The 24,141-nt window shown below is 40.2% G+C and carries 21 protein-coding genes, 1 CRISPR repeat array and 1 riboswitch; of the genes, 4 read left to right on the top strand and 17 right to left on the bottom strand.

Annotated elements, in window-relative coordinates; all coding sequences use genetic code 11:
- Positions 1–108: 108 nt before the first annotated feature.
- The 4 genes from chrS (at position 109) to ade (ending at position 3,728) form a co-directional block, all read left to right on the top strand.
- A complete protein-coding gene (chrS, locus tag RI196_RS07770; RefSeq protein ID WP_311067205.1) occupies positions 109–585 on the top strand; it encodes a chromate efflux transcriptional regulator ChrS in 477 nt (158 codons plus the stop codon).
- Positions 586–603: 18 nt separating this feature from the next.
- Positions 604–1,170, top strand: coding sequence for a chromate efflux transporter ChrB (chrB, locus tag RI196_RS07765; protein WP_063388248.1), 567 nt, complete (start codon positions 604–606; stop codon positions 1,168–1,170).
- Complete coding sequence (gene chrA, locus RI196_RS07760) at positions 1,167–1,706, top strand: chromate efflux transporter ChrA (protein ID WP_063388249.1); 540 nt, start codon at positions 1,167–1,169, stop codon at positions 1,704–1,706. The genes chrB and chrA overlap by 4 nt, the downstream gene beginning before the upstream one ends.
- Positions 1,707–1,834: 128 nt before the next feature.
- A riboswitch (purine riboswitch) is annotated at positions 1,835–1,936 on the top strand.
- Positions 1,937–1,985: 49 nt separating this feature from the next.
- The gene (ade, locus tag RI196_RS07755; RefSeq protein WP_311067204.1) at positions 1,986–3,728 is read left to right on the top strand and encodes an adenine deaminase; all 1,743 of its coding nucleotides are present in this window, start codon (positions 1,986–1,988) and stop codon (positions 3,726–3,728) included.
- A 270-nt stretch (positions 3,729–3,998) separates the two neighbouring features.
- Here ade and RI196_RS18565 read toward each other — a convergent pair whose 3' ends face one another.
- From RI196_RS18565 to pfkB, 17 genes are all read right to left on the bottom strand, one after another.
- On the bottom strand, positions 3,999–4,184 hold the full coding sequence (locus RI196_RS18565; RefSeq protein WP_063388251.1) for a helix-turn-helix domain-containing protein: 186 nt from the start codon (positions 4,182–4,184) through the stop codon (positions 3,999–4,001).
- A gap of 427 nt (positions 4,185–4,611) precedes the next feature.
- Positions 4,612–4,908 carry a 4a-hydroxytetrahydrobiopterin dehydratase gene (locus RI196_RS07750; protein WP_311067203.1) on the bottom strand — a complete coding sequence of 99 codons (297 nt, stop codon included), beginning with the start codon at positions 4,906–4,908 and terminating at the stop codon, positions 4,612–4,614.
- Between the two features lie 114 nt (positions 4,909–5,022).
- A complete protein-coding gene (locus RI196_RS07745; RefSeq protein WP_311067202.1) occupies positions 5,023–6,537 on the bottom strand; it encodes a cobyric acid synthase in 1,515 nt (504 codons plus the stop codon).
- 607 nt (positions 6,538–7,144) lie between these two features.
- Positions 7,145–8,449 carry an MATE family efflux transporter gene (locus tag RI196_RS07740; RefSeq protein ID WP_311067201.1) on the bottom strand — a complete coding sequence of 435 codons (1,305 nt, stop codon included), beginning with the start codon at positions 8,447–8,449 and terminating at the stop codon, positions 7,145–7,147.
- An 11-nt stretch (positions 8,450–8,460) separates the two neighbouring features.
- Positions 8,461–9,234 (bottom strand): ABC transporter ATP-binding protein, encoded by a 774-nt coding sequence (locus RI196_RS07735; protein WP_063388255.1) that lies wholly within the window; start codon positions 9,232–9,234, stop codon positions 8,461–8,463.
- Positions 9,235–9,325: 91 nt separating this feature from the next.
- Positions 9,326–10,120 carry an ABC transporter ATP-binding protein gene (locus RI196_RS07730; protein WP_311067200.1) on the bottom strand — a complete coding sequence of 265 codons (795 nt, stop codon included), beginning with the start codon at positions 10,118–10,120 and terminating at the stop codon, positions 9,326–9,328.
- Between the two features lie 12 nt (positions 10,121–10,132).
- Positions 10,133–10,945, bottom strand: a complete 813-nt coding sequence (gene nikC / locus RI196_RS07725; protein ID WP_133309130.1) for a nickel transporter permease — start codon at positions 10,943–10,945, stop codon at positions 10,133–10,135.
- Between the two features lie 2 nt (positions 10,946–10,947).
- The gene (gene nikB / locus RI196_RS07720) at positions 10,948–11,889 is read right to left on the bottom strand and encodes a nickel ABC transporter permease (protein ID WP_066248451.1); all 942 of its coding nucleotides are present in this window, start codon (positions 11,887–11,889) and stop codon (positions 10,948–10,950) included.
- Complete coding sequence (gene nikA, locus RI196_RS07715) at positions 11,890–13,413, bottom strand: nickel ABC transporter substrate-binding protein (RefSeq protein WP_311067199.1); 1,524 nt, start codon at positions 13,411–13,413, stop codon at positions 11,890–11,892.
- 344 nt (positions 13,414–13,757) lie between these two features.
- The gene (locus RI196_RS07710) at positions 13,758–14,624 is read right to left on the bottom strand and encodes an alpha/beta hydrolase (protein ID WP_066248444.1); all 867 of its coding nucleotides are present in this window, start codon (positions 14,622–14,624) and stop codon (positions 13,758–13,760) included.
- A gap of 349 nt (positions 14,625–14,973) precedes the next feature.
- Positions 14,974–15,999, bottom strand: a complete 1,026-nt coding sequence (locus RI196_RS07705) for a FecCD family ABC transporter permease (RefSeq protein ID WP_311067198.1) — start codon at positions 15,997–15,999, stop codon at positions 14,974–14,976.
- Entirely contained in the window at positions 15,992–16,999 is a 1,008-nt protein-coding gene (locus RI196_RS07700) for a FecCD family ABC transporter permease (RefSeq protein ID WP_311067197.1), read from the bottom strand. The genes RI196_RS07705 and RI196_RS07700 overlap by 8 nt, the downstream gene beginning before the upstream one ends.
- 20 nt (positions 17,000–17,019) lie before the next feature.
- Entirely contained in the window at positions 17,020–18,012 is a 993-nt protein-coding gene (locus RI196_RS07695; protein WP_082829472.1) for an ABC transporter substrate-binding protein, read from the bottom strand.
- A gap of 63 nt (positions 18,013–18,075) precedes the next feature.
- Positions 18,076–19,758, bottom strand: coding sequence for an ABC transporter substrate-binding protein (locus RI196_RS07690; protein ID WP_311067196.1), 1,683 nt, complete (start codon positions 19,756–19,758; stop codon positions 18,076–18,078).
- A 608-nt stretch (positions 19,759–20,366) separates the two neighbouring features.
- Positions 20,367–20,567 (bottom strand): hypothetical protein, encoded by a 201-nt coding sequence (locus tag RI196_RS07685; RefSeq protein WP_130157852.1) that lies wholly within the window; start codon positions 20,565–20,567, stop codon positions 20,367–20,369.
- Between the two features lie 82 nt (positions 20,568–20,649).
- A CRISPR array of direct repeats spans positions 20,650–20,939; the repeat unit is 30 nt; unit sequence GTTTCAATTCCTCATAGTTAAGATAAAAAC.
- Positions 20,940–21,347: 408 nt separating this feature from the next.
- Positions 21,348–23,213, bottom strand: a complete 1,866-nt coding sequence (locus RI196_RS07680; RefSeq protein ID WP_311067195.1) for a PTS fructose transporter subunit IIABC — start codon at positions 23,211–23,213, stop codon at positions 21,348–21,350.
- Between the two features lie 13 nt (positions 23,214–23,226).
- Positions 23,227–24,141 (bottom strand): 1-phosphofructokinase, encoded by a 915-nt coding sequence (gene pfkB / locus RI196_RS07675; protein ID WP_066248995.1) that lies wholly within the window; start codon positions 24,139–24,141, stop codon positions 23,227–23,229.

Raw genomic sequence — 24,141 nt, 5'->3', positions numbered from 1 at the left:
ACAAATAAATATTTTCATTTTTTTATAGAAATCATAAAACATATTTTGTATACTAAAGGAAATTATAATTAGAACATTAACTACATAACGAAATAAAGGGTGGTATGAATGACATTCGAATACAACATTCCGAATTTAGACATCGACCATATTGATAAACAAATTTTAGAGAAGCTGCATGAAAACAGCCGGATATCGTATACCGATCTCGGAAAAGAAATCGGTTTGTCTCGAGTTGCCGTTCAGGCGAGAATAAACAACTTAATTGAAAAAGGAATTATCGAGAAATTTACGACGGTTATCAATCCGACGAAAATCGGCATTCATGTTTCCGCCTTTTTCAACGTTGAAGTGGAACCGCAATATTTAGAGGAAGTGGCAGAACAATTGGCGGAGGAGCATGCCGTTACAAGCTTGTACCATATGACTGGACCAAGCAAGCTCCATATGCATGGAATCTTCAAAAATAATCAAGAAATGGAAAATTTTTTAACAAAAAAATTGTATCCGATGCGCGGTGTCGTCAGCGTTGACTGTCAAATTCTCATTAAACGATACAAGAGCCGCATGGGAATGAAATTATAAAGGATGAGGGGGAGAAATATGCAAACTTCTTATAAAAGTCTTATCATGGCTATGCTGAGAACCGGAATTTTTGGATTCGGAGGCGGTCCTTCCGTCATACCGCTGTTCCGTTATGAAGCAGTTTCCAGATACCGTTGGGTAAAAGATGAAGAATTTGCAGAAATATTGGCGATTGCCAATACCCTGCCCGGTCCGATCGCGACAAAAATGGCCGCTTACTTAGGATATAAACAAAAAGGGGCATTAGGCGCTTTTATTTGCGTAGCAGCTCATATTTTGCCTACATGTTTGGCCATGATTCTATTATTCAAAATGGTCACAGCTTTAAGCGATTCACCTGTTATCCACGGTATGATTTCTGCTGTTATGCCGGTGATCGCCGCCATGCTTGGGCAGTTGGCTTACGAATTTTCCGCAAAGGCCGTGAAAGGATTGGGAAAATGGCTTGGCGTCCTGCTGATGATTGTTTCGTTTTGCCTGCTGCAAGTGATTTCGATTCATCCAGCTATTGTAATTCTAATGTTTTTAACATATGGAGCTTTCCATTTAAAACGGAAGAGCAGAAGTAAGGAGATGTCTGCATGAAAATCTGGATCAGCTTATTCATCGGTTTCTTTTTGGCCAACATACTCGGTTATGGAGGAGGACCCGCTTCCATTCCGCTTATGTATGAGGAGATTGTCAATCATTACAAATGGCTGACAAATGCAGAATTTTCCAATATGCTCGCACTGGGAAATTCTTTGCCGGGCCCTATTGCGACAAAGATCGCCGCCTATGTCGGTTATGATGTGTACGGATGGTGGGGGGCTTTCATCGCCTTGTTTGCGACTGTATTTCCGTCAGCTTTCGCTTTGATTCTGTTGTTAAAACTGATTCAACGCCACCGGGAATCTTTAGTTGTGAAAGGAATGACCTTGCTTGTACAGCCTGTTATTGCTGTCATGATGCTGCTTTTAACTTGGGAAATGATAGAAGACTCTGTCCATTCGCTCGGAATTATCCAATCGCTCATCATTGCTGCTGTATCGTACTTTGCCTTAGAAAAATGGAAGGTTCACCCTGCCATTCTCATTATGATTTCCTTTGTTTATGGAGGAGTTGTTCTGCCCAATTTTTAAAACCGGTCTGTTTGGAGCACCAGAGAAACTGTGATTCTCAGCTTTTCGCAATACCTGAGAAAATTTTTCTGTCAAGAAATGCGCCAACTATCTTGCTTTGTTTCAATTAGAGTCGTATAATCTCTTTTTAAAAATACGAATGATTTTCTCGTATAAGTTTGGAAATACGGTCCAAACGTTTCTACCAAACTACCGTAAATAGTTTGACTACGAGAGACGATACACAACTCTCCCTGTCAAACTCAACGCGCGAGTTTACTACAGAAGGGAAAAGTGAGAATGGACAAAAACATTTTAAAGAAAAGAATCCAAGTGGCTAGCAAACAAATTCCGGCAGACATTGTGATTAAAAACGGAAAAATTGCCGATGTTTTCAATTTAGAAATTTTGCATGGAGACATCGCCATTGCGGACGGAGTGATTGCTGGAATCGGAGAATATGATGGGGTAAACATCATTGATGCCGAGAATAAATTCATCGTTCCAGGTTTCATCGACTCTCATGTCCATATTGAATCTTCGATGGTGACACCGAAGGAGTTCTCCAAAGCAGTTCTGCCCCACGGTGTGACAACCGTTATTATAGATCCGCATGAAATTGCGAATGTCGCCGGGACGAAAGGTATATCTTTTATGCTGGAGGATTCAGAAGGCTTAGATTTAGATGTGTATTGCATGCTGCCTTCCTGCGTTCCGGCGACTTCGTTTGAAAATGCCGGCGCTGTGTTAAATGATGATGAACTTGCACCTTTTTACAAGCATCCTCGGGTGCTCGGGCTTGCGGAAGTGATGGATTTCCCAGGTGTTCAAAATTTAGATGACCGCATCATTGACAAGCTTTTAACGGCATCAGCATATAAGATCGACGGACACGGCGCAGGTCTTGGCATTGAAGGAGTCAATGTTTACAGAGCGGCCGGCATTCAAACAGATCATGAATGTGTGACAAAAGAGCAAGCAAAAGACCGCCTTGCTCGCGGAATGTACGTCATGATCCGTCAAGGATCTGCTGCAAAAAATTTGCCAGAACTAATCGGCGTGGTCAATGAAAAAAATAGCCACCGCTGTCTATTTTGTACGGATGACAAGCATTTAGACGACTTAATTGCCGAGGGAAGCATTGACTACAATATTCGTCTTGCCATCGAGCATGGACTTGATCCTCTCATAGCGATTCAAATGGCGACGATTAATGCCGCCCAATGTTTCGGACTAACGCAAAAAGGAGCGATCGCACCTGGATATAGAGCAGATCTAGTCATAGTAGATAATTTCAAAGCTTTTACGATTGAAAAAGTTTTGAAAGCCGGAAAAGTGATTGCTGAAAACGGTCAATATATCGGATCTATAGACCAACCAAAACCTTCCGTTTTATCAAGAAATTCTGTCAATCTAAACATAAACGAGGTTACAAAAGAACGGTTGGCCATACACGTGAAAAATAACCAAAAAGCGCATGTAATAGAAATTATTCCGAATCAAATTGAAACGGTTAAAAGAATGATGGAAGTACCGAGCGACGGTGTTTGCTTCATCCCTTCCATTGAAAAAGATTTGGCAAAACTGGCTGTACTCGAACGCCATAAAAATACTGGAAACATTGGCCTTGCCATTGTAAAAGGATTAGGCTTAATCGGCGGTGCAGTCGCCACAACCGTCGCCCACGATTCCCATAATGTGATCGTTGCCGGCACAAACGATGAGGATATGATCTGCTCCATTCAAGAGATAAAGAGAATCGGCGGTGGGCTAGTAGTTGTGAATGATGGAAAAACGCTCGCCTCTTTGCCGCTTGTGATCGGCGGATTGATGTCAGATCAAGCATATCCAATCGTCGCCCATCAACTCGATGAATTGAACAGCAGCTTGCACAAAGTGAGCAAACATCGGCATTTCAATCTCTTCCTCACGCTCTCTTTTTTAAGTTTGCCTGTCATTCCAGAGCTCAAAATTACAGATTTAGGATTATTTGACGTCACAACGTTTCAGCACATAGAAGTTGCAGCCGAGCACGGCGTTTAAATATCGTGTAAAAAATGATTGTATGGGCTGCAAAACACATAAAAAAAGAAAACTCCGGCAAGGGAGATTGGCTCATCTGCCGGAGTTTCATTTGCCTTTTTTCGCTTAGAGTTTAAATTCTTTAAGCCTGCTAAAGCTTTCCAATACGTGTCAGAAATGATTCATTCATAAATTCGCAGGAGATGTTTTTTACACGCTTGCCCGATAGCTTAACCGTTTTTTCCGCCGGACTTTATCCCGTTCCAAAATCCTTTGCTCGATCAATAGAATTCACCTTTTTGCCAGCTCGCTTCGGTCAAAATCAAACAAATTATACAGCTTGTATGCCATCATGAGCTCAAAGCGCATATCTGCATGATTTAAATCAACATTGAGTATTTCTTCAACACGTTCAATGCGATATTCAAGTGTGCTGCGGTGTATAAATAATTCTTTCGAAGCTTCGCGGTAAATCAAAAGGATTTTTGCAGCGCTTCGGTCATGCTCATACGATTAAATTCGGCAGGTTGTTTTCCTTCAACATAGTCAATTGATATTTTGAATGGTGCTATGACATGATCCGATCACTTAAAAGTTTTCCTTCACCAACATCAACTAGCATCCTTGTTGCCTGCTTTGTGTGTGCAAAATTTCGTCATGTTTTTTTATCCATAAATGCAGATTTTCCCCAAAAAGACCATATACACGCTTCTTGCAGCTCCGCATCATTTCAGCTGCCCATCTATTCGAGAAAAACAGGATGCCTTTTAAATCGCATCATTTTTTTGAAAACCGCTCTCCTTCTCAAGAGGAAAGAAGTCCCTTATATCATAACTTATGGTGCGGCGGAAAATGCGGCTTTCTTCACGTCATCTGCTTCACATATAATCCACTTTTTTCGTTCTTACCCTGCTTTTATTTTTTCATAAGCTTCATCATATTTTTTCGCCAGTTCGAAATCAAGCTTTGTGAGTCCTTTCGCTCTCTGAGACGAAATTTTTACCGTGATGAACTTATAGTCAATAGAAATGAAGGGATGATGGTTTACTTCTTCAGAAATGTCCGAAATTTTCCGCACGAATTCGATTTCTTGCAAATCATCTTGAAAGAGGTACTTTCTTGCAATCCATCGCTCTTCAAGAAGCTTCCAATCTTCCATCTCTTGTAAAAGAGATTGCACTTCTTCATCTGTTAACCGCATGACCGTTTCCTCCCGGATTTTTATAAAAAAACAGACAGCTAAAATCACAGTGCAAAAAAGATTTCCATATAAATGTAAAGAGGCGAACAAACATATCAGATTTCCGTTTATTTCTTAGAAAAAAGATTTGCTTTGAAACCGTTCCATTTCCCGATAAATAAACTCGATGTCTACATGCTTCCGGAGACAATCGGCAAGCCGGTCAAAGGCTTCTTCACGAATGTTTTTCATTGATGGCCGCTCATAAATCGCCGGAAGACCTTTTCTTTTCCTTATCAAATTCAAAAATGCCGTTCGAAACTCATCGTTATGAAATATGCCATGAAAATACGTTCCAATTAGGAGGCTGTCTTGGCTTATGCAGCCGTCAACTCCTTCTTCGGTCGTAATAAATGGCGATACGTCCCCTTCATAAGAAGTTGTTCCCATATGAATTTCATAGCCTTCCACCGGCACATTACAATCAGCCAAGTGGGCCATCCCTGTTGTAAGAGTCGTCCTTTTCTCTTTCATCATAGCGGTGCGAATCGGGAAAAATCCGAATCCGTTTGCGCTCCCTATCGTTGTTTCTACGTGATGCGGGTCTGAAATCTCCCTTCCGAGCATTTGATAACCGCCGCATATGCCGACAATGACTGATTTTTTCGCACGATAAAGCTTTTCTATCGCATCCGCAAAGCCGGATTTTCGCAAAAGCAATAAGTCCTCAATTGTATTTTTCGTTCCCGGCAAAATGACAACATCCGGTTCTCTGAGTTCATTTGCCTCCTTTACATAGCGAACATGACAATCCTTTTCATATAGAAACGGGTCAACATCGGTAAAGTTCGAAATGTGAGGAACATGAATAACAGCAATATCAATCTCGCTAGTTTTCTCATTTGTACGTGGAAACGTATCTAATATGACGGCGTCTTCCGCCTCAATGTTTAAATTAGAAATATATGGTATGACCCCTAAAATCGGTTTTCCTGTATACTCTTCAAACCAGCGAAGTCCCGGCTCCAGCAAGGAAATATCCCCGCGAAACTTGTTAATCACTACCCCAATTACGCGATCGCGATCTTCAGGCTCAAGCAGCTGCAATGTTCCTACTAAACTCGCAAATACACCGCCTCTGTCAATGTCGCCGACAAGAATGACAGGAGCGTTTGTTAACCGGGCAATGCGCATATTGACAAGCTCGCGATCATTTAAGTTAATTTCCGCAGGGCTCCCCGCTCCTTCTATAACGATTCGCTCATATGCACTTGCCAAATGATGATACGCTTCTTTAATCACCTGCAAACCAAGTTCAAAAAATTCCTGCCGATACGCTGCTGCCTTATAATTTTGATACGGCTTACCGTTCACAACAATTTGTGAAGTGTGATCGCTCACAGGCTTGATCAAAATCGGGTTCATATCCGCCGTTGCGACCGTTCTTGCCGCCTCCGCCTGCACTCCTTGGGCGCGGCCGATTTCCTTGCCGTCAACGGTAATATACGAATTGAGTGACATATTTTGTGATTTAAACGGTGCCGTCCGATACCCGTCCTGCGCAAAAATTCGGCAAAAACCTGTCGCAATCACGCTTTTTCCCGCATCGGAATGCGTACCTTGAATCATGATGGGCAATGCTTTATTCATCTGTTTTTCTCCTCTCACAATCATTCACAAATGTTTCGCAAATTCCGAGTATGAAGCACCGCGTATGAAAAGGCGGGCCAATAAATCAGGACTGCATGTAAATCCTTTATCCTCAAAAAATAAAAACACAGTGGCTATTTTTTTCATTGATCACGCCGATCAATTCAGGCAAATTTTTGGCAGCAGATCTTTGACGAATCATCACGTACATTCCACGGGAAAGTCGGTCTCTTGCTTGCTTTTTTGTCGCACATTTTTAACTCGCCCACATGATGCCAATTTCCCGACATTGCTTGCCGTTCCAACAATGATGATTCTTTTCCAACATTTTTACACGGTAACTTTTTGGTTGGATTCTACTGTTTCAACACGATGATTTATTTCCAACTCATTCATGCTCCCTTTTCAAAAATTGATGATGACTGAAGTATTATAACATCCTTTATTTTCCGCTAGTATCATGATGCACGAGATGATCAAAAATAATTGCTATGTTTCTTTGCTAAATGAAAAATTCCGCATATACAGTGATCGTGATCTGTAAATTAAGGCATATCTTTATGTGTCCAATCGTTTGATAGACTCAGCACTTAGCATCACCGGCACCTCATTTTTTGAATAAAGTTTTGTTTAAAGCTGGAACATACATAGCTAAAAACACGGACCGACCGAGGCTGAAAACAATAAAAGCAAGCCACAAACCGTGGTTATAATACATCGGAATCAAAATGAAAAGACAAACAATATATACTGCAAGAGAAATCAGCATGGAATTGCGAATCGGATTGGTCATGGTCGCTCCTGTAAAAACACCGTAGAGAATTAAACCGAAGCTTGCCGCAAGTGGAAATATCGTGACCCAAATACTGTAGGAGCTGGCCAGTTCGATCACGTTCTGATTTTTCGTAAAAACAGGAATGATCGAATCTTTAAACAGTATATAAATAAGCATCATAAACAAGGGGGAAATTATCGCCCATTGCCCTGTCAACGATAAAGTGCGTTTATACAAAGCTTCATCCTTTGCACCAACAGCTTTTCCGACGAGAATACTGCTGGCATTGGCAAATCCGTCTAAAAAGTACGCCATGATATAATGAATTTGAATGAGAACGGCATTAGCTGCCAGTATTTCGGTACCAAAAGAGGCACCTCTCGCTGTAAAAAGATTAAACACGGTTAACAAACAAATCGTGCGAATAAGCAAATCCCGATTGACCGCCATCATCTTCTTAAATTCTCCTGCATTCCACAGCTCGCTGCTAGGAATGGAGAAAAGGCGAAGATCGGAAGACTTTAACACGATATACATTCCAATGAGAAATGCAGCCACTTCTGAAATCAATGTAGCGGCGGCTACACCATTCACATCTTGATGAAAAACGTTCACAAACAACAAATCAAGTACAACATTTAATAGATTCATAAATACTTGTAAAAATAGCGAAATTTTAACACGAGACATTCCCATGAGCCATCCTAGAATGACGTAATTCGCCAGCGTAAACGGGGCTCCCCAAATGCGGATCGAAAAATATTCGTCCGTGAAAGTCATGACTTTCTCATCCGGATGAATAAGCGTTAATGCGATATGCTTCATCGGCCATTGAACGAGGATAAATAGAATGCCGACGGCTAACGCAATGAGGAACGGTCTTACGAAAGATAAAAAACATTGCTTGGCATCTTGCGCACCATAAGCTTGTGCGGCAAAGCCAGACGTACTGACCCGCAAAAAGCCAAACAACCAATACATCGTATTAAAAATCATCGTCCCTACAGCTACGCCGCCAATATACGCTGGATCAGGAAGCTGTCCCACTACTGCCGTATCGACAGCTCCTAATAACGGGGTGGTGATCGTTGAAATGATAAGCGGAATCGCCAAAGATAGATAAGTTCGGTGAGTCATTATTATCCCCCTTAACCTTCAAACAAGTGAATGAGCATTTTTGTATATGGGTGGCGGGCTTGAGAGAATATATCATTCTTTTGAAAGCAGTCAATAAAAGCCCCATCTTTCATTACCAAAATGCGCTCGCTTAAAAAATGAACCGACGGGAGATCATGGGAAATAAATAGATAGGATAATTCCAATTGTTTTTGCAGCTCCTTTAAAAGAGTTAATATTTGCCCTTGTGTATAGACATCTAAGCTTGCTGTCGGTTCATCTAAAATGATCAAAGACGGCTGGATGCTAATCGCACGAGCAATGGCAACACGTTGTTTTTGCCCTCCGCTTAACTCGTGGGGATAGCGATAAAGATAGCGGTCCGCCATCCCAACCATCTCTAGCAGCCGCTTTGCGCATAATTCACGGTGCTCTCTTACATCTTGCAAATAAATGGGGCAGATATTACGATGTGTATCTAATGCCTCCATGACAGAATCGATGATCTTTCGCTTTGGATTTAAAGCCGCTGCCGGATTTTGAAACACCGCTTGCATACAATGGCGAATTTTTCGAATTTCTCTTTTAGTCATTTTATGCAATGGTTGGTCATGTAAAAAAATTTCGCCTTCGCTTATTTTTTCTAACATAAGCAAGCAGCGCGCCAATGTACTTTTCCCGCTGCCGCTTTCACCGACAAGCCCGACGCATTCGCCTTTTTGTATCGATATCGACACCCCGTTGACTGCTTGATGACCTGAAGCATAAATTTTTTTGATATTTTTGGCCAATAATAGATCTGCCATTATGACATATTCCTTTCCATTGCAAAATCCAGTTTAACAGGCGAGGCAATACGCCTAATCGCTGGTACAACGCTGAATGACCGCTCGGCCTTCACGTGATCACTTCATGCATTTTATTCGGCAAGGTTGGAGCGGCACTCAATAATTGCTTGGTATAAGGATGACGAGGATGGTGAATAACATTTGTTTTCGTCCCTGTTTCGACAATCTCCCCTTTCTTCATTACTGCAACAGTATCGGAATATTTCCTAGCAAGCCTCAAATCATGTGTAATAAATAATATTGCACAATTGATTTTCTCTTTGATATTCGCGATGACCTCTAACACATGTGCTGCTGTCATACTGTCAAGCGCAGTGGTAGGCTCATCAGCAATAAGCAATTTCGGATTCAGCATAATGGCCATAGCAATGGATGCACGCTGCAGCTGTCCACCACTTAATTGAAAAGGGTAACTATTGTAGACGCGTTTTGCAGGGAGTTGTACGTCTTCCAATGCTTGAAAAGCGATTTCTTTTCTTTCGTTTTTAGTTAAAGAACAATGAGCTTGGATCATTTCATCCATTTGCTTACCGATTTTTATAAAAGGAGTAAACGAGCTTTGATAGTCTTGGAAAACATAAGATATTTCTTTTCCCCGTAAATTCTGAAATTCTTTTTTCGATAAATGAGTCATATCCTTGTTGTCAAACTGAATATGCCCGGCGGCTATCCACATTTCTTTCGGCAGAAGCCCTCCAATCGCAGAAGCTGTGATGCTTTTGCCGCTGCCGCTTTCGCCAATTAATGTAAACCATTCTCCTTTTCTGGCAGTTATATTCACATTTTCAACAATCGGCTTATTTCGAAAATTAATTTGCATTTGATCAATAGTTAATAATGACATACCATCTCCCCTTTATCCTTTTACATCAAAACGGTCTCGCAATACATCACCAGCTAAATTAGAAACTAGAACAGTAAACATAATGGCAATTCCAGGAATAAACATTAAATATGGCGAGGTGTGAAAATATGGTGTACTTTCGTTCAACATCGCCCCCCATTCAGGAGTTGGCGGCTGCGCTCCTAAGCCGATGTAAGATAAGGAAGCGATCAACAAAATAATTTTTCCAAGATCCAACGTCGCTAAAACGAACACATTTCCCACGACATGGGGCAGCAAATGCTTACGAATAATTTGAAATGTGCTTAAACCATTGACAACCGCCATTAAAATGTAATCTTTTTCTTTCTCAGATAACACCGTGCTGCGGACAAGCCGCACATAGCTTCCCCATTTCGCTACAACGATTGCAAAAATTAAATTTAACATACCGGGGCCTAAAATACCGCTCAGTACAATTGCGACAATAAAATCAGGGAAAGCTAGAAAAGCGTCTATGATTCTCATCAAATAACGATCGAAACGGCCTCCGACAAATCCTGAAAACATGCCTAACGGAACGCCGATCAACAAAACAATGCCCAATACGAGAATACTCGTTCCGACCGTTACTTGCCCTCCCGCTAGTATGCGAGAAAATAAGTCTCGCCCCAAATAATCCGTTCCGAAAAAATGCTCCGCACTTGGTTTCAGCAGACGTTCATTCATATTGATTTGCAACGGATCATATGGAGCAAGCAGCGGAGCTGTCAAGATGACAAGAAAAAAGGCAAATAGTATAAAAAGAAGCGTTCGTGAGTGCGTCCAATACATTTGTCTAAACATTTTCAACGTCTCTCTACTCCTTTTAAACGTATCTCAGGGTTTAAATAACGGCAGCAAATATCAACGAAGATATTAATCAAGACAATCAAAATCGTAATAAACAATACATACCCTTGAATGACCGGGTAATCCCGGCGAATAATCGCATCTACCACCATTTTTCCAATTCCCGGGTATGCAAACAGTACTTCAATGACAACTGTGCCGCTTATTAAACTCCCAAGACTCATACCAAAAATCGTTATGACAGGAATTAAAGAACGGCGGAAAACGTGGAATAAAAATATCCGTTTTTCACTAATCCCTCTTGCCCTTGCCGCTTTCACATAGTCCTCATTCAAGCTTTCTAGTAAACTGGAACGCAGCAATCTGACATAAACAGCTGACATCGCGATTCCTAACGTAAGGGATGGCAGGATGACGTGTTGAATCGTTCCCTTTCCCATGCTTGGCAATATCCCTAATTGAACGGCAAATAATTCAATGAAAAGGAGCCCCAGCCAAAAGCTGGGGATGGATGAACCGACTAGTGCAAACAAACGGCATATATGGTCCACCCATTTATTTTTATAGAGTGCAGATAGAGTGCCTAAAGGAATAGAAATCAGAATCATTACGATTAAAGAAGTGCATGTGAGCGTAATGGTCGCAGGAAACCTTGATAACAACTCAGAAACTACCGGCTGCTTTGTTATATAGGAATGGCCTAAATCAAACTCGAAAAATCGTTTCAACCAATACCAATATTGAACGTATATAGGTTCATGTAACTTCAGTTCTTCTCTTAGCGCTTCAATTTGTTCTTTCGTAACGGACACTTCATCTACTTGAAGCATCTGTTTGACAGGATCGCCAGGTGCTAGTTTTATAAATATAAAACTAATGAAAGACAGCAGAAGTAAAAATATGATGAACTCTATGAATCGTTTCGCTACTTGAATCATTTACCCTTCCACATCCAAATCTTTTGTTAACATATAATACTCGCTTTTACTAGTTACCCAATTTTTTACTCCGTCACGATAGGCAACAATAATATTTGGATGTACGATAAAGGAATGGAGAGTCTTCTGATCAATGATTTTTAATGCTTTCTTCGCCAAATTGTTCCGTTCGTTCACGTCTACCGTTTGGTTCAATTGTTGAATGCTAGCTGTTAATTCTGGATGGTTAATACTCGCGTAGTTCAGCGCTCCGTTCGGCATGTATGTCGCATTCAAAAAGTATGCCGCATCTCCGCGCGGAGCCGTCACACTGCTGTATGTAGCAAAATCCCAATCATCATTGGCCGCTAAATACTCATCAATATTTTCCACTTGCTGAATCGACATCTCTATGCCAAGTTCCTTCGCCTTTGATTGGAGAATTTGTACAATTAAAGGAAGTTCAGGACGCGATGCGTATGTTAGCACTTTAAGCCGAACGGCCTTTCCGTCTTTCGTAACTTTTCCGTCTTCTACTTGAAAGCCTGCGTTACTAAAATACTGTTTCGCCGCCTCTATTCCGCTTTCCTTTTCTTCATAGGATGGCGCAAACGGAGAACCAGCCAAAAAAGGACCTTTCGCTTCAACGGCATGTCCATTTAAAATATGTTCAACAATTTCCTTCCGATCTATTAAAGCATCCATCGCCTTGCGCACATTTTCATCTTTCATATAGGAGCTCTTCATATTATAAAACAGCTGATGTGTACGCAAACTTGGAACTGATTCTATTTTTACATTTTCTTCTTTTAATTTTTCAAGATTTTCTACCGGCGGTCTAAAAATAATGTCCGCATCTCCTGATTGAAGCGCCATTTTCCGTGCATTGGCATCCTCGTTGAAAGCAAATGTTGCTTTTTCAAGCTTTGCTTTGCCATCCCAATACTTTTCAAATCGTTCGACCTTCAGCTCTACCCCAGGCTCAAAAGAAGAAATTTTAAATGGCCCCGTACCGATTGGCCTTTTATCAATATCTTTTTCATCAACATCGACAATCGCTGTATTTGGATGTACGAGTTCTGAAGGAAATTGCGGGAATACTTCTTCCGTTTGAATCGTTAACAATTGACCATCGGCTTTCATTTTGCTGATTTTTAATGCCGCTTGAACAGATGGACTATCGTTGATTGCTCTTTCTAACGAGGCCTTCACCGCTTGAGCATCAACTTTTTTCCCATTATGGAATGTAACACCTTCTCTAATTTTAAACGTCCAGTTTTTCCCATCTTTACTTTTCCATTCTTCTGCAAGCCAAGGTTCAATTTTTTGCTGTTCACTAATTTTGACAAGCGTCTCTCCTACTCCCGCACGAACTATCGTATAGTTCGTGTCTAAATGCGGATCGAGTGTGTTGGTTGGAAAGTTAAAAAGCAATGTTAATTCTTTGCTGCTCTTTCCCTTTTCTTTAGAGGAAGACTGTGAGCATCCGACAAGCAAAAAAATTGTTGTTAAAAGTATTAATATGCTTTTAAAATATCGAAACATTTTCTCACCTTCCCAAATCGTAATGATTACTATTTTTATTTTCCTATCATACATATATTCGCTATTTTTGTAAATATTATTTCGAACAAAAATAATTCAAAATCACATATTTTTGAAATGTCCATTTATTTCTCGACATTCCCACTTCAAAAAATTGATGAGTTTCTTCCAAAAATTCCATCCTGAATCACATATAAGGCAAAATTAAAAGGCATGAGTCCGGTGTAATACCGAATTCATGCCCAAACAGTTGCCTAAATTTCCGTGTCTAACTTTTTGGGTTCAGTTCAAATTTTTGAAAAAAGTTCGCTCTCTTTATTAAGCATGATAAGAACCTTGACAGATTATGTGCCCTGCTTTTCGCTTAGTGCAAACCTCACAGCACGGTTAATCAACGCCGGCAGCACGGACACATGGCCTTCATCCTCAAATTCTTTAAATTCCACGTGAAAATTGTTTTGATCAAGTCGTAATAGTCGTTCTGCAAGCTCTTTAGCGTTCGCATTCATGCCGCTTTTATGGAATTTTTCCAATTCTCCTACAGTGATTAATAATCGTATATGATGCTTATCATTTTCTAGACTAGAGATAAATTTTTGCTCTGCATCAAGTAGAAGCGATTTATTCCAATGAATGGACGGGCTGCCTGCGATATACGTATTGAAGGCGTACGGCTTTGTAAACAATGTTTGTAATACGAAGAGGCCGCCGAGTGAATGACCAAAAATCGCTTGTCTGTCTTTATCAATTTTGAACCTGCTTTCGATCAGCGGTTTAAGCTCCCCATCAATAAATTGCAAAAACTGTTCCGCTCCGCCATATTCTGGTCTGTCTGTCCCCTCTCGTCTCGAATACAATTCCGAAGCTGGCGGAGTCAGTGTAAAATCATAATAGCGTTCAGGAGAAAACGGTTTTTCGATATGGTAACCGATGCCGACTACTAGTGCTGGAACGATTCCTGTCCTTTCGGGCCGCCTTGATTGGATACGGACTGCCTCAAACATTGTTCCGAATATAGCATTAGCATCCAAGAAATAAATAACTGGAAAGCCTGAAGGAGGAGGAGGCACATCAGGTATACCAAGCAAAATTTTGTATTGCCGATTTTCTTTTGAACGTATTAAAAATTGTTCAGTACTCGGAATGCTAACTTCTCGGCCAGCAGTATCTTTGTCCATCACATCAGCTTGTTTATCTTTTTTCCTATGCATGGTTAAACGCCTCCATATCATTGATTGATATCATCGGGGCAAAAATTACAACCCTCCAAATGAACATTTCAATCTCCTTTCCAAAGCCGACAAACATATGTATTCGCAACTGGTACTCTATTCTCTGACGGGCAAAACGGGCTCTTCCTTCATTAAAACAACCTGATGGGTAGCCGATTTTTTGAATGGATCACCTTCTATGGTTCATAAGACTTTACCTAGTATTTAAGACATTGCTTAGTAATGCCAAAATGGTGCCGAACGATGATTCTCATCTATATGAAAATAATTAGGTCAGATGATGCGGGATGACCTTTGAACTTATGAATCATTTACACAATTCCACGTTTCATTTTTTACTATCTTTAAATAATAAATAAATGAAATAAGGAACACCGATGATGGAAATGACAATCCCGACTGGCAATTCAGCTGGAGAAAAAACAGTTCTGGCAATATAATCGGAGACAATGACCATAAGCATGCCGACCGTTCCGCTGACGGGAATTAGCCAAAAATGATGGATTCCGACCAAACGCTTGGCGATGTGCGGTGCTATCAAACCGACAAATACAATGTTTCCTGCCACAGAGACACAAGCGCTCACAATTCCGATACTGCATAAAAGGAACACATTTTTTTCTTTTTCCGTACGAATTCCCAGTCCTATTGCTCTATCTTCTCCTAATTGAAGCAAGTCGAGTATATACGATTTTTTTATAATAATAGGAACTAATATGACGAGCCAAGGCAAAATAGAGACAATGTATTTCCAATTAGCATTCCATATACTTCCATTCAACCAAACTGTCGCCATTTCAAAATCCTGAGGGTTCATTTTCAAGGATAAAAACATAGACAAGGCCCCAAACCCAAATCCTATTGCAATTCCAACCAAAATCGCACGTTCGGAATCTAGTTTTCCATTTCGCCATGAGAATAAATAAATCAATAGTGCTGAAGCCAGTCCGCCTATCCAACCAAACAGCGGCATTGCCAAAGTTGACAGCCATCCGCTTCCCGTTATTTGCCCTTCAAAAAAGAGCATAAAAATAACGATAGCGGCTCCTGCCCCTGAATTGATTCCTAAAACGCCAGGGTCTGCAAGTCCATTTCTGCTGATCCCCTGTAAGGTTGCACCCGCCACTGCGAAACCAAATCCAATCAATGAAGCTATTAAAATACGGGGCAAGCGAAATTCAAATATGACCAAATCATGCTCAGAATTAGGATCAACCCGCAGCAAAGTCTTTACTATATCGATAACTTGAATATCAAATTCACCGTTTGTTAAGCTGACATATATTGCAGCAAAAATAAAGACTATACTGATCAGCATCACTGTCCAAAATCGTCTCGCCATTTGTTTATGCATATGTTCCTCCTCCTCTCTTGTAAATTAAATAGAGGAAGAAAGGAACTCCGATTAGGGAAGTGACAACTCCAATAGGAGTCTCAAACGGGTAATTCAAAAATCTGCTTAAAATATCGGACAGTGCTAAAAAAATACCTCCAAGTACTCCGGCGCAAGGAATAACCCACCTATAATCGATTCCAATTAAAAATCGGGTTATGTGCGGAATGATTAAACCAACAAATCCAATATTTCCTGCCAAGGCAACAGAAATACCAGTCAAAATGACGGTGCTGGTCATTGCTAACGCTTTGACCAACACCGTTTTCTGTCCTAAACTTACAGAAACTTCTTCACCTAAAGAAAGAATTGTGAGCGATTTGGAAATATAAAGAGCCATTATGATCCCGACAATTGCAAAAGGAATCGCAAGTTTTATTAGAAAGGGATCCATCTGATGCAGCCGGGCATTATACCAAAAACTGATGTTTTGCGATACTTGAAAATACGTTGACAAGGCAGCGGAAATACTGCTGAGAAACGTTCCAATAATAGTTCCGATGATCGCCATTCGAACGGGTGACATTCCGTTTGGCATAAGCGACGCCACGCCGAAGACGAAGCCAACAGCAATGGCTGAACCGAGTAGTGAAAATATTATCATGCTCAAAGATGATGCATCCGGCATCAAAATCATGCAAAGTGTAATAGCGAAAACCGATCCGTCAGAAACTCCCAAAATCGAAGGGGAGGCAAGATAGTTCCTCGTCATTCCCTGCATGATCGATCCAGATATGGCCAAGAAAATTCCGATTAAAAGTGCTCCAATCGCTCTTGGCAAACGGGAATGTATTACAATTTGGTGATTTACATTTTCCGGATCAAAATGAAAGAACGCCTCCCAAACCGTTTCGAAATTTATATCTTTCGCTCCATAAAGTATAGATAATAGAACTATGAGCACAAACGCAATAGGTGAAGAACATAAAATGAGAATGGATATAGGAATCTTTAAGCGCATATTATGATTCCCGCCCTGCATCATTCATTTGCCAATTTTTCAGTCGCTGCTTTTAAGAATTGAATTTTACTCCATGCTGTACCGCCTTGTGCCAACGGATCCACAACGTTTACGAATACTTTGTCGTTTTTAACTGCATTAATGCTTTTCCAGATCGGATTCTTTTGCAATTCCTCTAGTGCTTTTGGATTCTCTTGGTTCTCATCCTCTGAAAATTGGACAAAGAGATAATCTGGATTCATTTCGCTAAATTTTTCTAACGAAATCACTTCCTGCGCTTTGGCATTTTGGATTTCTTCCGGTACGGTAAATCCTAAATCTTCGTATAACGAAGGGTTGAAAAATATATCTTTCGAATAGATCATAATATTACCGCTTCTAATACGAACGATAGCTACTTTTTTATCTTTGAACTTCTCGCCTATTTGTGCTTTCGCCTTTTCGAGGTCATCTTGATATTCCTTTAAAACTTTTTCTGCTAGATCCTGTTTTCCCGTAAGTTCAGCCAATAATCGCAGGTTATCTTCCCAATTTGTTGATATATGGGAAACCGGGATCGTGACAGCAATTTTCTCTAATTTTTCAATAACATCTGGTTTAAACTTTGTCGTTGCGAAAATGACATCCGGTTTCAGCTTCAGGATCGATTCTATGTTTGGCTGTGCCTTCTCTCCAATCGAAACGGTTGAAGCTGTAATATCCTTGAACATTTCCGGGAACTTTCCCCCAACCGTGATGCCTCCAGCAGGCTCAACGCCCAATACGAGCGCATCCTCCATCGTTTCCATACTGCCGGTGATTACAATTTTTTCTACGTTTTTAGGAACTGTATATTCTTTGCCGAGGTAATTGATCGTTCTCGTTTCACTTGACTCAGCTTCCTTCTTCTGCTCCGTTTTACTGCTTGAATCTCCCCCTGTGCTGCTGGTTTGTTCCTTATTACCGCCGCAAGCCGCCAATAAAAGAATAATTAGCGTGATAAGTCCATAGTAAAGCAGTTTTCTTTTCATAATATAGAATGTCCTCCTATCATCCAATTGATAATAATTATCATTTTTAATTATAAAAAGTCTTTCTTATATATGACCATGGACAGTATCCAGAATTCTTTTTGGACGATTTCCAGAAAAAAGACTTACCATTTCGTCAATTATTCGTTCGTGCGCGCTGGCAGAATACTCCAGCCATGGATCTGAGGAAATGAAATAAACTTGATTATTTCGAACTGCGCTCAATTCTTGCCATGGCAACGAATATTGCAAAGTTTTCCAATAAGCTAACGTTTCTTCTTCTTGGCGAATTAGCAAGAGAAGCCGATCAGGATCTAATTCAATTAACTGATCTATTGTCATTCGTTCATCGCGGGCTAATTGATTGCAATCATACGCAGATGCCAGCTGCAAATCGTGAAATAAAATATCAGTAATACTCCGATTGCAATGAACATACAAATTCTGTTTGGAAATTCGTAAAATGAGGAAAGTATCGTCCTTCACTTTATTTTTCACCCATTCTCGTGCATGCTTTACTTTTCTGTCATAGTTTTTAAGCCAGTCCTCAGCTTCTTGCGTTTCACCTAAAAATTCAGCTGTCAGCAGCAGCTGTTCCCGCCAATTTTTCTCCTGCCACGGAATATAATAAATTGGAGCAACCCGAGATAATTTTTCTTTCTCCATTTCATCTAGATCATCCGTACTTATGACTACTTCAGGTTTTGCTTGAAGCAGCTTTTCGATGTTGGACTCCCATTTTTGCCCATTCCGATAAGCATTGAGATGGACAGAAATATCTGTACGATACTCCTTATAATAATAAGCGGTCCATTTCGGATGAAGCGGCGCAGCATACGGGATGATTTTAAGAGCCAGCAATTGACCGGTAATGGGAGAGCGATAAGCAGCTATTTTACGGCGTCGTCTTTTCATATAATGTGTTGGTGTAACTCCAACCTGCTTCTTGAATTTGCGGCTAAAATAGAATTCATCGTTGTAGCCGATTTGATGGGCAATATCTTTTAGCTTGGCATGAGACTGTGCCATAAGCTGTTTTGCTTTATTGATCCGCAGCTCTGTCAAATAGTCGATAGCACTAATTCCGTACGTTTTTTTAAATAAATCGACAAAATATTTCGGACTGATTTTTGCGATTGCTGCCAATTGCTCGATGGACAAATTTTCATAATAATAATGGTCCATATAGTCCTTTGCCAGTTCAAGCGCTGCACACGATCCGTTATGTAAAAAAGATCGGCTTTTCAAAATAATATAGAGCAATTTTTGGAAAGTAAACTGACTGCGGAAGCGTTCCAGCTCGTCATCACTATCCCAATATTGAAAGATCGATTTGCACAATGAGGTGAGTTGATCAAAAGGGAACACTTGAATTTCACCTTGCAGAGAAAATAAACGTCCATCTTTCTCATTTACCATGCATTCATACCTTTGATCGGTTGATCGGAACACCTCAAACTTCAACAGGTAGATTTCTGTTTCATCGAGAGCCTGTATTTCACCTCCATAAGTCTCTCCAGGTATACACGCATACACATGATTTTGTTGAATCCGATACTCGGTTGTGCCCAGCGTTAATTGTCCATGTCCGTTCACCACAATGATAAGAACATGTGAGAAGGTTAGCTGTTGCTCAATTTGCAAATTTCCATTCCGTTTTAATAACTCAATATGTCGAAGTCTAAAAGACAAGTCATCTAAAGATAAATTATTCGAAGCCTCTTTCACAACAAAACTATGTCCACTCATCAGCTTCCACCTTCCTAATTAGTTGTATCTTTATGTCAACTAGCATGTTCATTTCTTTTCAAATATTGAAGGAACAGCAAGGAAAATATTTTAACACAAAGATTATAAATGATAATGATTATCATTATTGTTTATAATCATACCAAATTCTTCTCTTTTTTAAAAGTTAAATGACGAGACAGTTCTTTAGTCTTAATGTTTATCACTTTGGACTCAAGAATTCGATTTAGAAAACGCTAAATACAAATTTGTTTCATATCGAAAAGCGCGAAAAAAAGAATCAACGCGTTGTGGCGTTGATTCACAGATTAGGTTCTTTTGCCAATTTGTTACTGATTGGTCCTTGCAATCATTACGGTTTTCATCACTCATATTTTCGCAATCATTCGCTCCACTTTAACATTTCTTACCCGAAGGATTTGTTAATGTATTATGAAAGAATACACACCGATTTAAATGATGTGTTTCCCTGACATGCCAAAGCTTCGTTAAGATTAAACCAGCTGCTTTACAGCGCTGAATGTGAAATTCTGCGCGTTTTCCATCACAACTGCCCCAAGACCCTATTGATACTTGTACGGGAAGCAGCCAGTAGAAAAAAGAGTCGTTCAAAGTTTTTTTAGCTCTGAAAGGATTTTTTCTAACTCTGCTTCGTCTAACTTCGGAGCTTCTACACACATTTTTTGGGCTTCCATATATTCATTAAACTCTTTTACTATGTCTTCCGGCGCTCCAGGCTTTAGGTGCCAGTTACCCGGTTCATCAACGAAGAAAGGACTTTTTGTAAATTTAGGTTCTTTACACGTCATTTCATGCGCTCCTTTGGTATTCGTCTAGCGCTCTTTCATAGCTTCACCTATCAGTAGACTAGCATATTTTCTTAGATACAGGGGCTTAATTCCTCATAGTTAAGATAAAAACTCAAGGGTATGAAGACAAAATACCTGTCCAGAAAGAGTTTCAATTCCTCATAGTTAAGATAAAAACAAGCAGGATCAGCAAAAAGAGACTATTGAATCTAGTTTCAATTCCTCATAGTTAAGATAAAAACAAATGTCAAAATCAGCAGTGAAAGAAAAAGAACTAGGTTTCAATTCCTCATAGTTAAGATAAAAACCCATTCAGGAGAAACACTAGATCCAAAATTTTATGTTTCAATTCCTCATAGTTAAGATAAAAACCCCAAAAAAACGTTGTTAAATAAGCATTTCATTTTTAATGCTTGACTGGTTATTTTTATTTTAGCGAAAAATGGAATTTTTATCAAATCTTTGATTTGCTTGGGCTCAATGAAGATTTGAAAGAGTCGTCGATCCCCTGGGATTTTTGCACGATTGGGGGTCGACGACAACAGTTCTATTACTCAGTAAGTAAATGACATGGGGCATCTAAAGCTTTTACAAGTTTCGTCCACTATTTCTAGTTTACAAAAAGTCTATTCCGAGGGTAAGTCGTAAACAATATCTCCCTTGCCAACAAGCATTTTTCTAAAAATATCGTCACACCTTTTCAGTTCATACCGCAAACATAAAAGGGTTCAGACCCTAGATCCGAACCCTTAAAAGAAATTTGCTGCTCGTATTAGTCTTTTATTCTTTTACTTCTTTCTTTAAGAAACCGACCATAAGAGCTGTTACAAATGAACCAATTAAAATAGCAAGTACATATAACCATGGACTGCCGCTTATAAACGGGATGACAAATATGCCTCCATGCGGTGCTGACAAACCAATTCCAAATACCATCGTTAACGCACCGGCAATTGCGGAACCTACGATAATCGATGGAATTACACGTCCTGGATCAGCTGAGGCAAAAGGAATGGCTCCTTCTGTTATAAAGGTTGCCCCCATAATATAGCACGTTTTTCCTGCTTCTCGTTCTGCTTTTGTAAACTTCTTTTTAAACAAAGTTGTTGCAATGGCTAGTCCTAATGGAGGAACCATACCGCCAGCCATAATCGCAGCATGCGGGGCGTAGTTTCCTGCATCAATCATCGCTAAACCGAATGTAAAGGCTGCTTTGTTGATCGGACCTCCCATATCTACAGCCATCATTCCCCCTAAAATCAAACCTAAAAGAACTAAGTTCCCAGTTCCTAAGCCTTCCAGCCAAGCTTTCAATCCATCGTTAATCGCTTTAACAGGATCATTCACCACATACATCATAATAAAACCTGTAATTAAAATACCGAATAAAGGATATAGTAAAACTGGTTTAATCCCTTCTAATGATTGCGGCAGCACCTGAAAGATTCGTTTTAAAAGAACGACTAAATATCCGGCTAAGAAACCGGCAATTAATCCGCCAAGAAAACCGGCCTCCCCATTTGCTGCCAAAAATCCTCCGACCATTCCCGGAGCAAATCCCGGACGATCCGCAATACTCATGGCAATAAATCCGGCTAAAACAGGAATCATTAATTTAAAGGCATTTTCCTTGCCAATAGTCATCAATGCTTCAGCAATCGGATGGTAAGATGGATCGTTCGGATCGAACGCTTTAATCCCAAAAATAAATGAAATGGCAATCAAGATACCGCCGCCAACGACAAATGGCAGCATGTTTGAAACCCCATTCATGAGGTGCTTATAAAATCCTTTTCGTTCTCCCCGTTGAAACGCTGAATTTGTTTCTTTTCCCGAAGCTTTGTAAATAGGTGCGTCTTTCTTTAATGCTCGTTCAATCAACTCTTTTGGTTGGCGAATGGCTTGTGCAACAGGGACTTCAATGACATGTTTGCCATCGAAACGGTCCATTTCCACTTGCTTATCTGCAGCCACAATGATTGCGTCTGCCTCTTCGATCTCTTCTGGCGTCAGCTTATTTTTGACACCGCTTGAACCATTCGTTTCAACCTTAATGTCAACGCCTAACTCTTTCGCTTTTGTCTTCAAAGCATCCGCTGCCATATACGTATGAGCAATACCAGTCGGACAAGCGGTAACGGCTAAAATTTTTCCTTTTTTAGAATCGATCTGCTCGCTCTCTTCTTCATTTTCCTTTTCTTTTTCATTGATAATTTCAATGATTTCCTCAGCAGAATTGGCTGATTCAATTTTTTTACGAAACTCTTGATCCATTAACAATGTCGATAAACGGGAAAGTGTTTCTAGATGAGCATTGTGGACGCCTTCACTAGCTGCAATCATGAAAAATAAATGGCTGGGCTTACCATCTAAAGACTCAAAGTCAATGCCTGCTTTTGAACGACCGAATGCGATCGCAGACTGTTTAACTGCATTCGTTTTAGCATGCGGAATCGCTATCCCTTCGCCAATTCCAGTCGTACTTTGAGATTCACGAGCAAGGATGGCCTCCTTAAACGCTTCTTTATCGTGAAGCTTCCCTGCCCTCGCAAGCGTTTCTATTAATTCATTAAGTACTTCCATTTTGGTAGCAGACTGTAAATCTAATATAATCGTCTCTTTCGTTAATAAATCCGTGATTTTCATTATACAATCCTCCTTACCGATAAATTTCCAAGCGAATATTTGGAAGAAGCTGTTCCACGCTTTCCTTTGTACATAAATCTTCTGAAAATGCTGTTGCACTTCCGGCACTGACGCCGTGTTGGAATGCTTTGATCGCGTCATGGTTTTGAATATAGGAGGCTAAGAAACCGGCAACAGTTGAATCCCCAGCTCCTACTGTATTTTTCACGTTACCTTTTGGGACTTTGGCCAATACGGTATGATCAGCATTAATCAATACTGCTCCGTTTCCTCCCATGGTAACGATTACATTCCTTGCTCCTTCATTTTGCAGCTTCTTTCCGTACTTTATTGCATCTTCTACCGTCTCAATGTTTACATGAAACAACTCTCCTAATTCGTGATGGTTCGGTTTTATTAAAAAAGGTCCCATAGGTATCAACCGTTTTAGACTCGGTCCTGATGTATCAACGACAAACGGTATTTCCCTTTCCTGACAAATCGATGCTATCGTCTCGTAAAAATTTTCAGGAACTGTTGGAGGCAAACTGCCAGCAAGCACTAAAACATCATCTTTATTTAAAGAAGAAATTTTTGATAATAGCTTTTCCTGCTTTTCTTTTGAGATGGCAGGTCCATTCCCGTTAATTTCCGTTTCTTGATCTCCTTTCAGCTTTATATTGATCCGGGTAGGCTCTTCCACCTCAGTGAAATCGATGGCAATATTTTCACTAATTAATGCATTCTTAAGAAAGTCTCCTGTAAAACCGCCTGCATACCCTAATACAACACTATCGATACCAAGGCGTTTCAATACGCGGGACACATTGATCCCTTTTCCTCCCGGGAAGTAAAGTGTTTCTTCCGCTCGGTTCAATTCTCCTATTTTTAAGTGATTAATACGGACGTGATAATCAATCGATGGATTTAAGGTAACCGTATAAATCAT

The sequence above is a fragment of the Aeribacillus composti genome (assembly GCF_031760945.1).
GTDB classification, from domain to species: Bacteria; Bacillota; Bacilli; order Bacillales; family Aeribacillaceae; genus Aeribacillus; species Aeribacillus composti.
Note: the sequence above shows the minus strand (reverse complement) of the source record. Positions and strands in the feature narration are given on the sequence as shown.

Coding starts and splice junctions, on each gene's coding strand:
- chrS (WP_311067205.1), top strand. CDS start 109: ATGACATTCGAATACAACATTCCGAATTTAGACATCGACCATATTGAT.
- chrB (WP_063388248.1), top strand. CDS start 604: ATGCAAACTTCTTATAAAAGTCTTATCATGGCTATGCTGAGAACCGGA.
- chrA (WP_063388249.1), top strand. CDS start 1,167: ATGAAAATCTGGATCAGCTTATTCATCGGTTTCTTTTTGGCCAACATA.
- ade (WP_311067204.1), top strand. CDS start 1,986: ATGGACAAAAACATTTTAAAGAAAAGAATCCAAGTGGCTAGCAAACAA.
- RI196_RS07750 (WP_311067203.1), bottom strand. CDS start 4,908: ATGCGGTTAACAGATGAAGAAGTGCAATCTCTTTTACAAGAGATGGAA.
- RI196_RS07745 (WP_311067202.1), bottom strand. CDS start 6,537: ATGAATAAAGCATTGCCCATCATGATTCAAGGTACGCATTCCGATGCG.
- RI196_RS07740 (WP_311067201.1), bottom strand. CDS start 8,449: ATGACTCACCGAACTTATCTATCTTTGGCGATTCCGCTTATCATTTCA.
- RI196_RS07735 (WP_063388255.1), bottom strand. CDS start 9,234: ATGGCAGATCTATTATTGGCCAAAAATATCAAAAAAATTTATGCTTCA.
- RI196_RS07730 (WP_311067200.1), bottom strand. CDS start 10,120: ATGTCATTATTAACTATTGATCAAATGCAAATTAATTTTCGAAATAAG.
- nikC (WP_133309130.1), bottom strand. CDS start 10,945: ATGTTTAGACAAATGTATTGGACGCACTCACGAACGCTTCTTTTTATA.
- nikB (WP_066248451.1), bottom strand. CDS start 11,889: ATGATTCAAGTAGCGAAACGATTCATAGAGTTCATCATATTTTTACTT.
- nikA (WP_311067199.1), bottom strand. CDS start 13,413: ATGTTTCGATATTTTAAAAGCATATTAATACTTTTAACAACAATTTTT.
- RI196_RS07710 (WP_066248444.1), bottom strand. CDS start 14,624: ATGCATAGGAAAAAAGATAAACAAGCTGATGTGATGGACAAAGATACT.
- RI196_RS07705 (WP_311067198.1), bottom strand. CDS start 15,999: ATGCATAAACAAATGGCGAGACGATTTTGGACAGTGATGCTGATCAGT.
- RI196_RS07700 (WP_311067197.1), bottom strand. CDS start 16,999: ATGCGCTTAAAGATTCCTATATCCATTCTCATTTTATGTTCTTCACCT.
- RI196_RS07690 (WP_311067196.1), bottom strand. CDS start 19,758: ATGAGTGGACATAGTTTTGTTGTGAAAGAGGCTTCGAATAATTTATCT.
- RI196_RS07685 (WP_130157852.1), bottom strand. CDS start 20,567: ATGACGTGTAAAGAACCTAAATTTACAAAAAGTCCTTTCTTCGTTGAT.
- RI196_RS07680 (WP_311067195.1), bottom strand. CDS start 23,213: ATGAAAATCACGGATTTATTAACGAAAGAGACGATTATATTAGATTTA.
- pfkB (WP_066248995.1), bottom strand. CDS start 24,141: ATGATTTATACGGTTACCTTAAATCCATCGATTGATTATCACGTCCGT.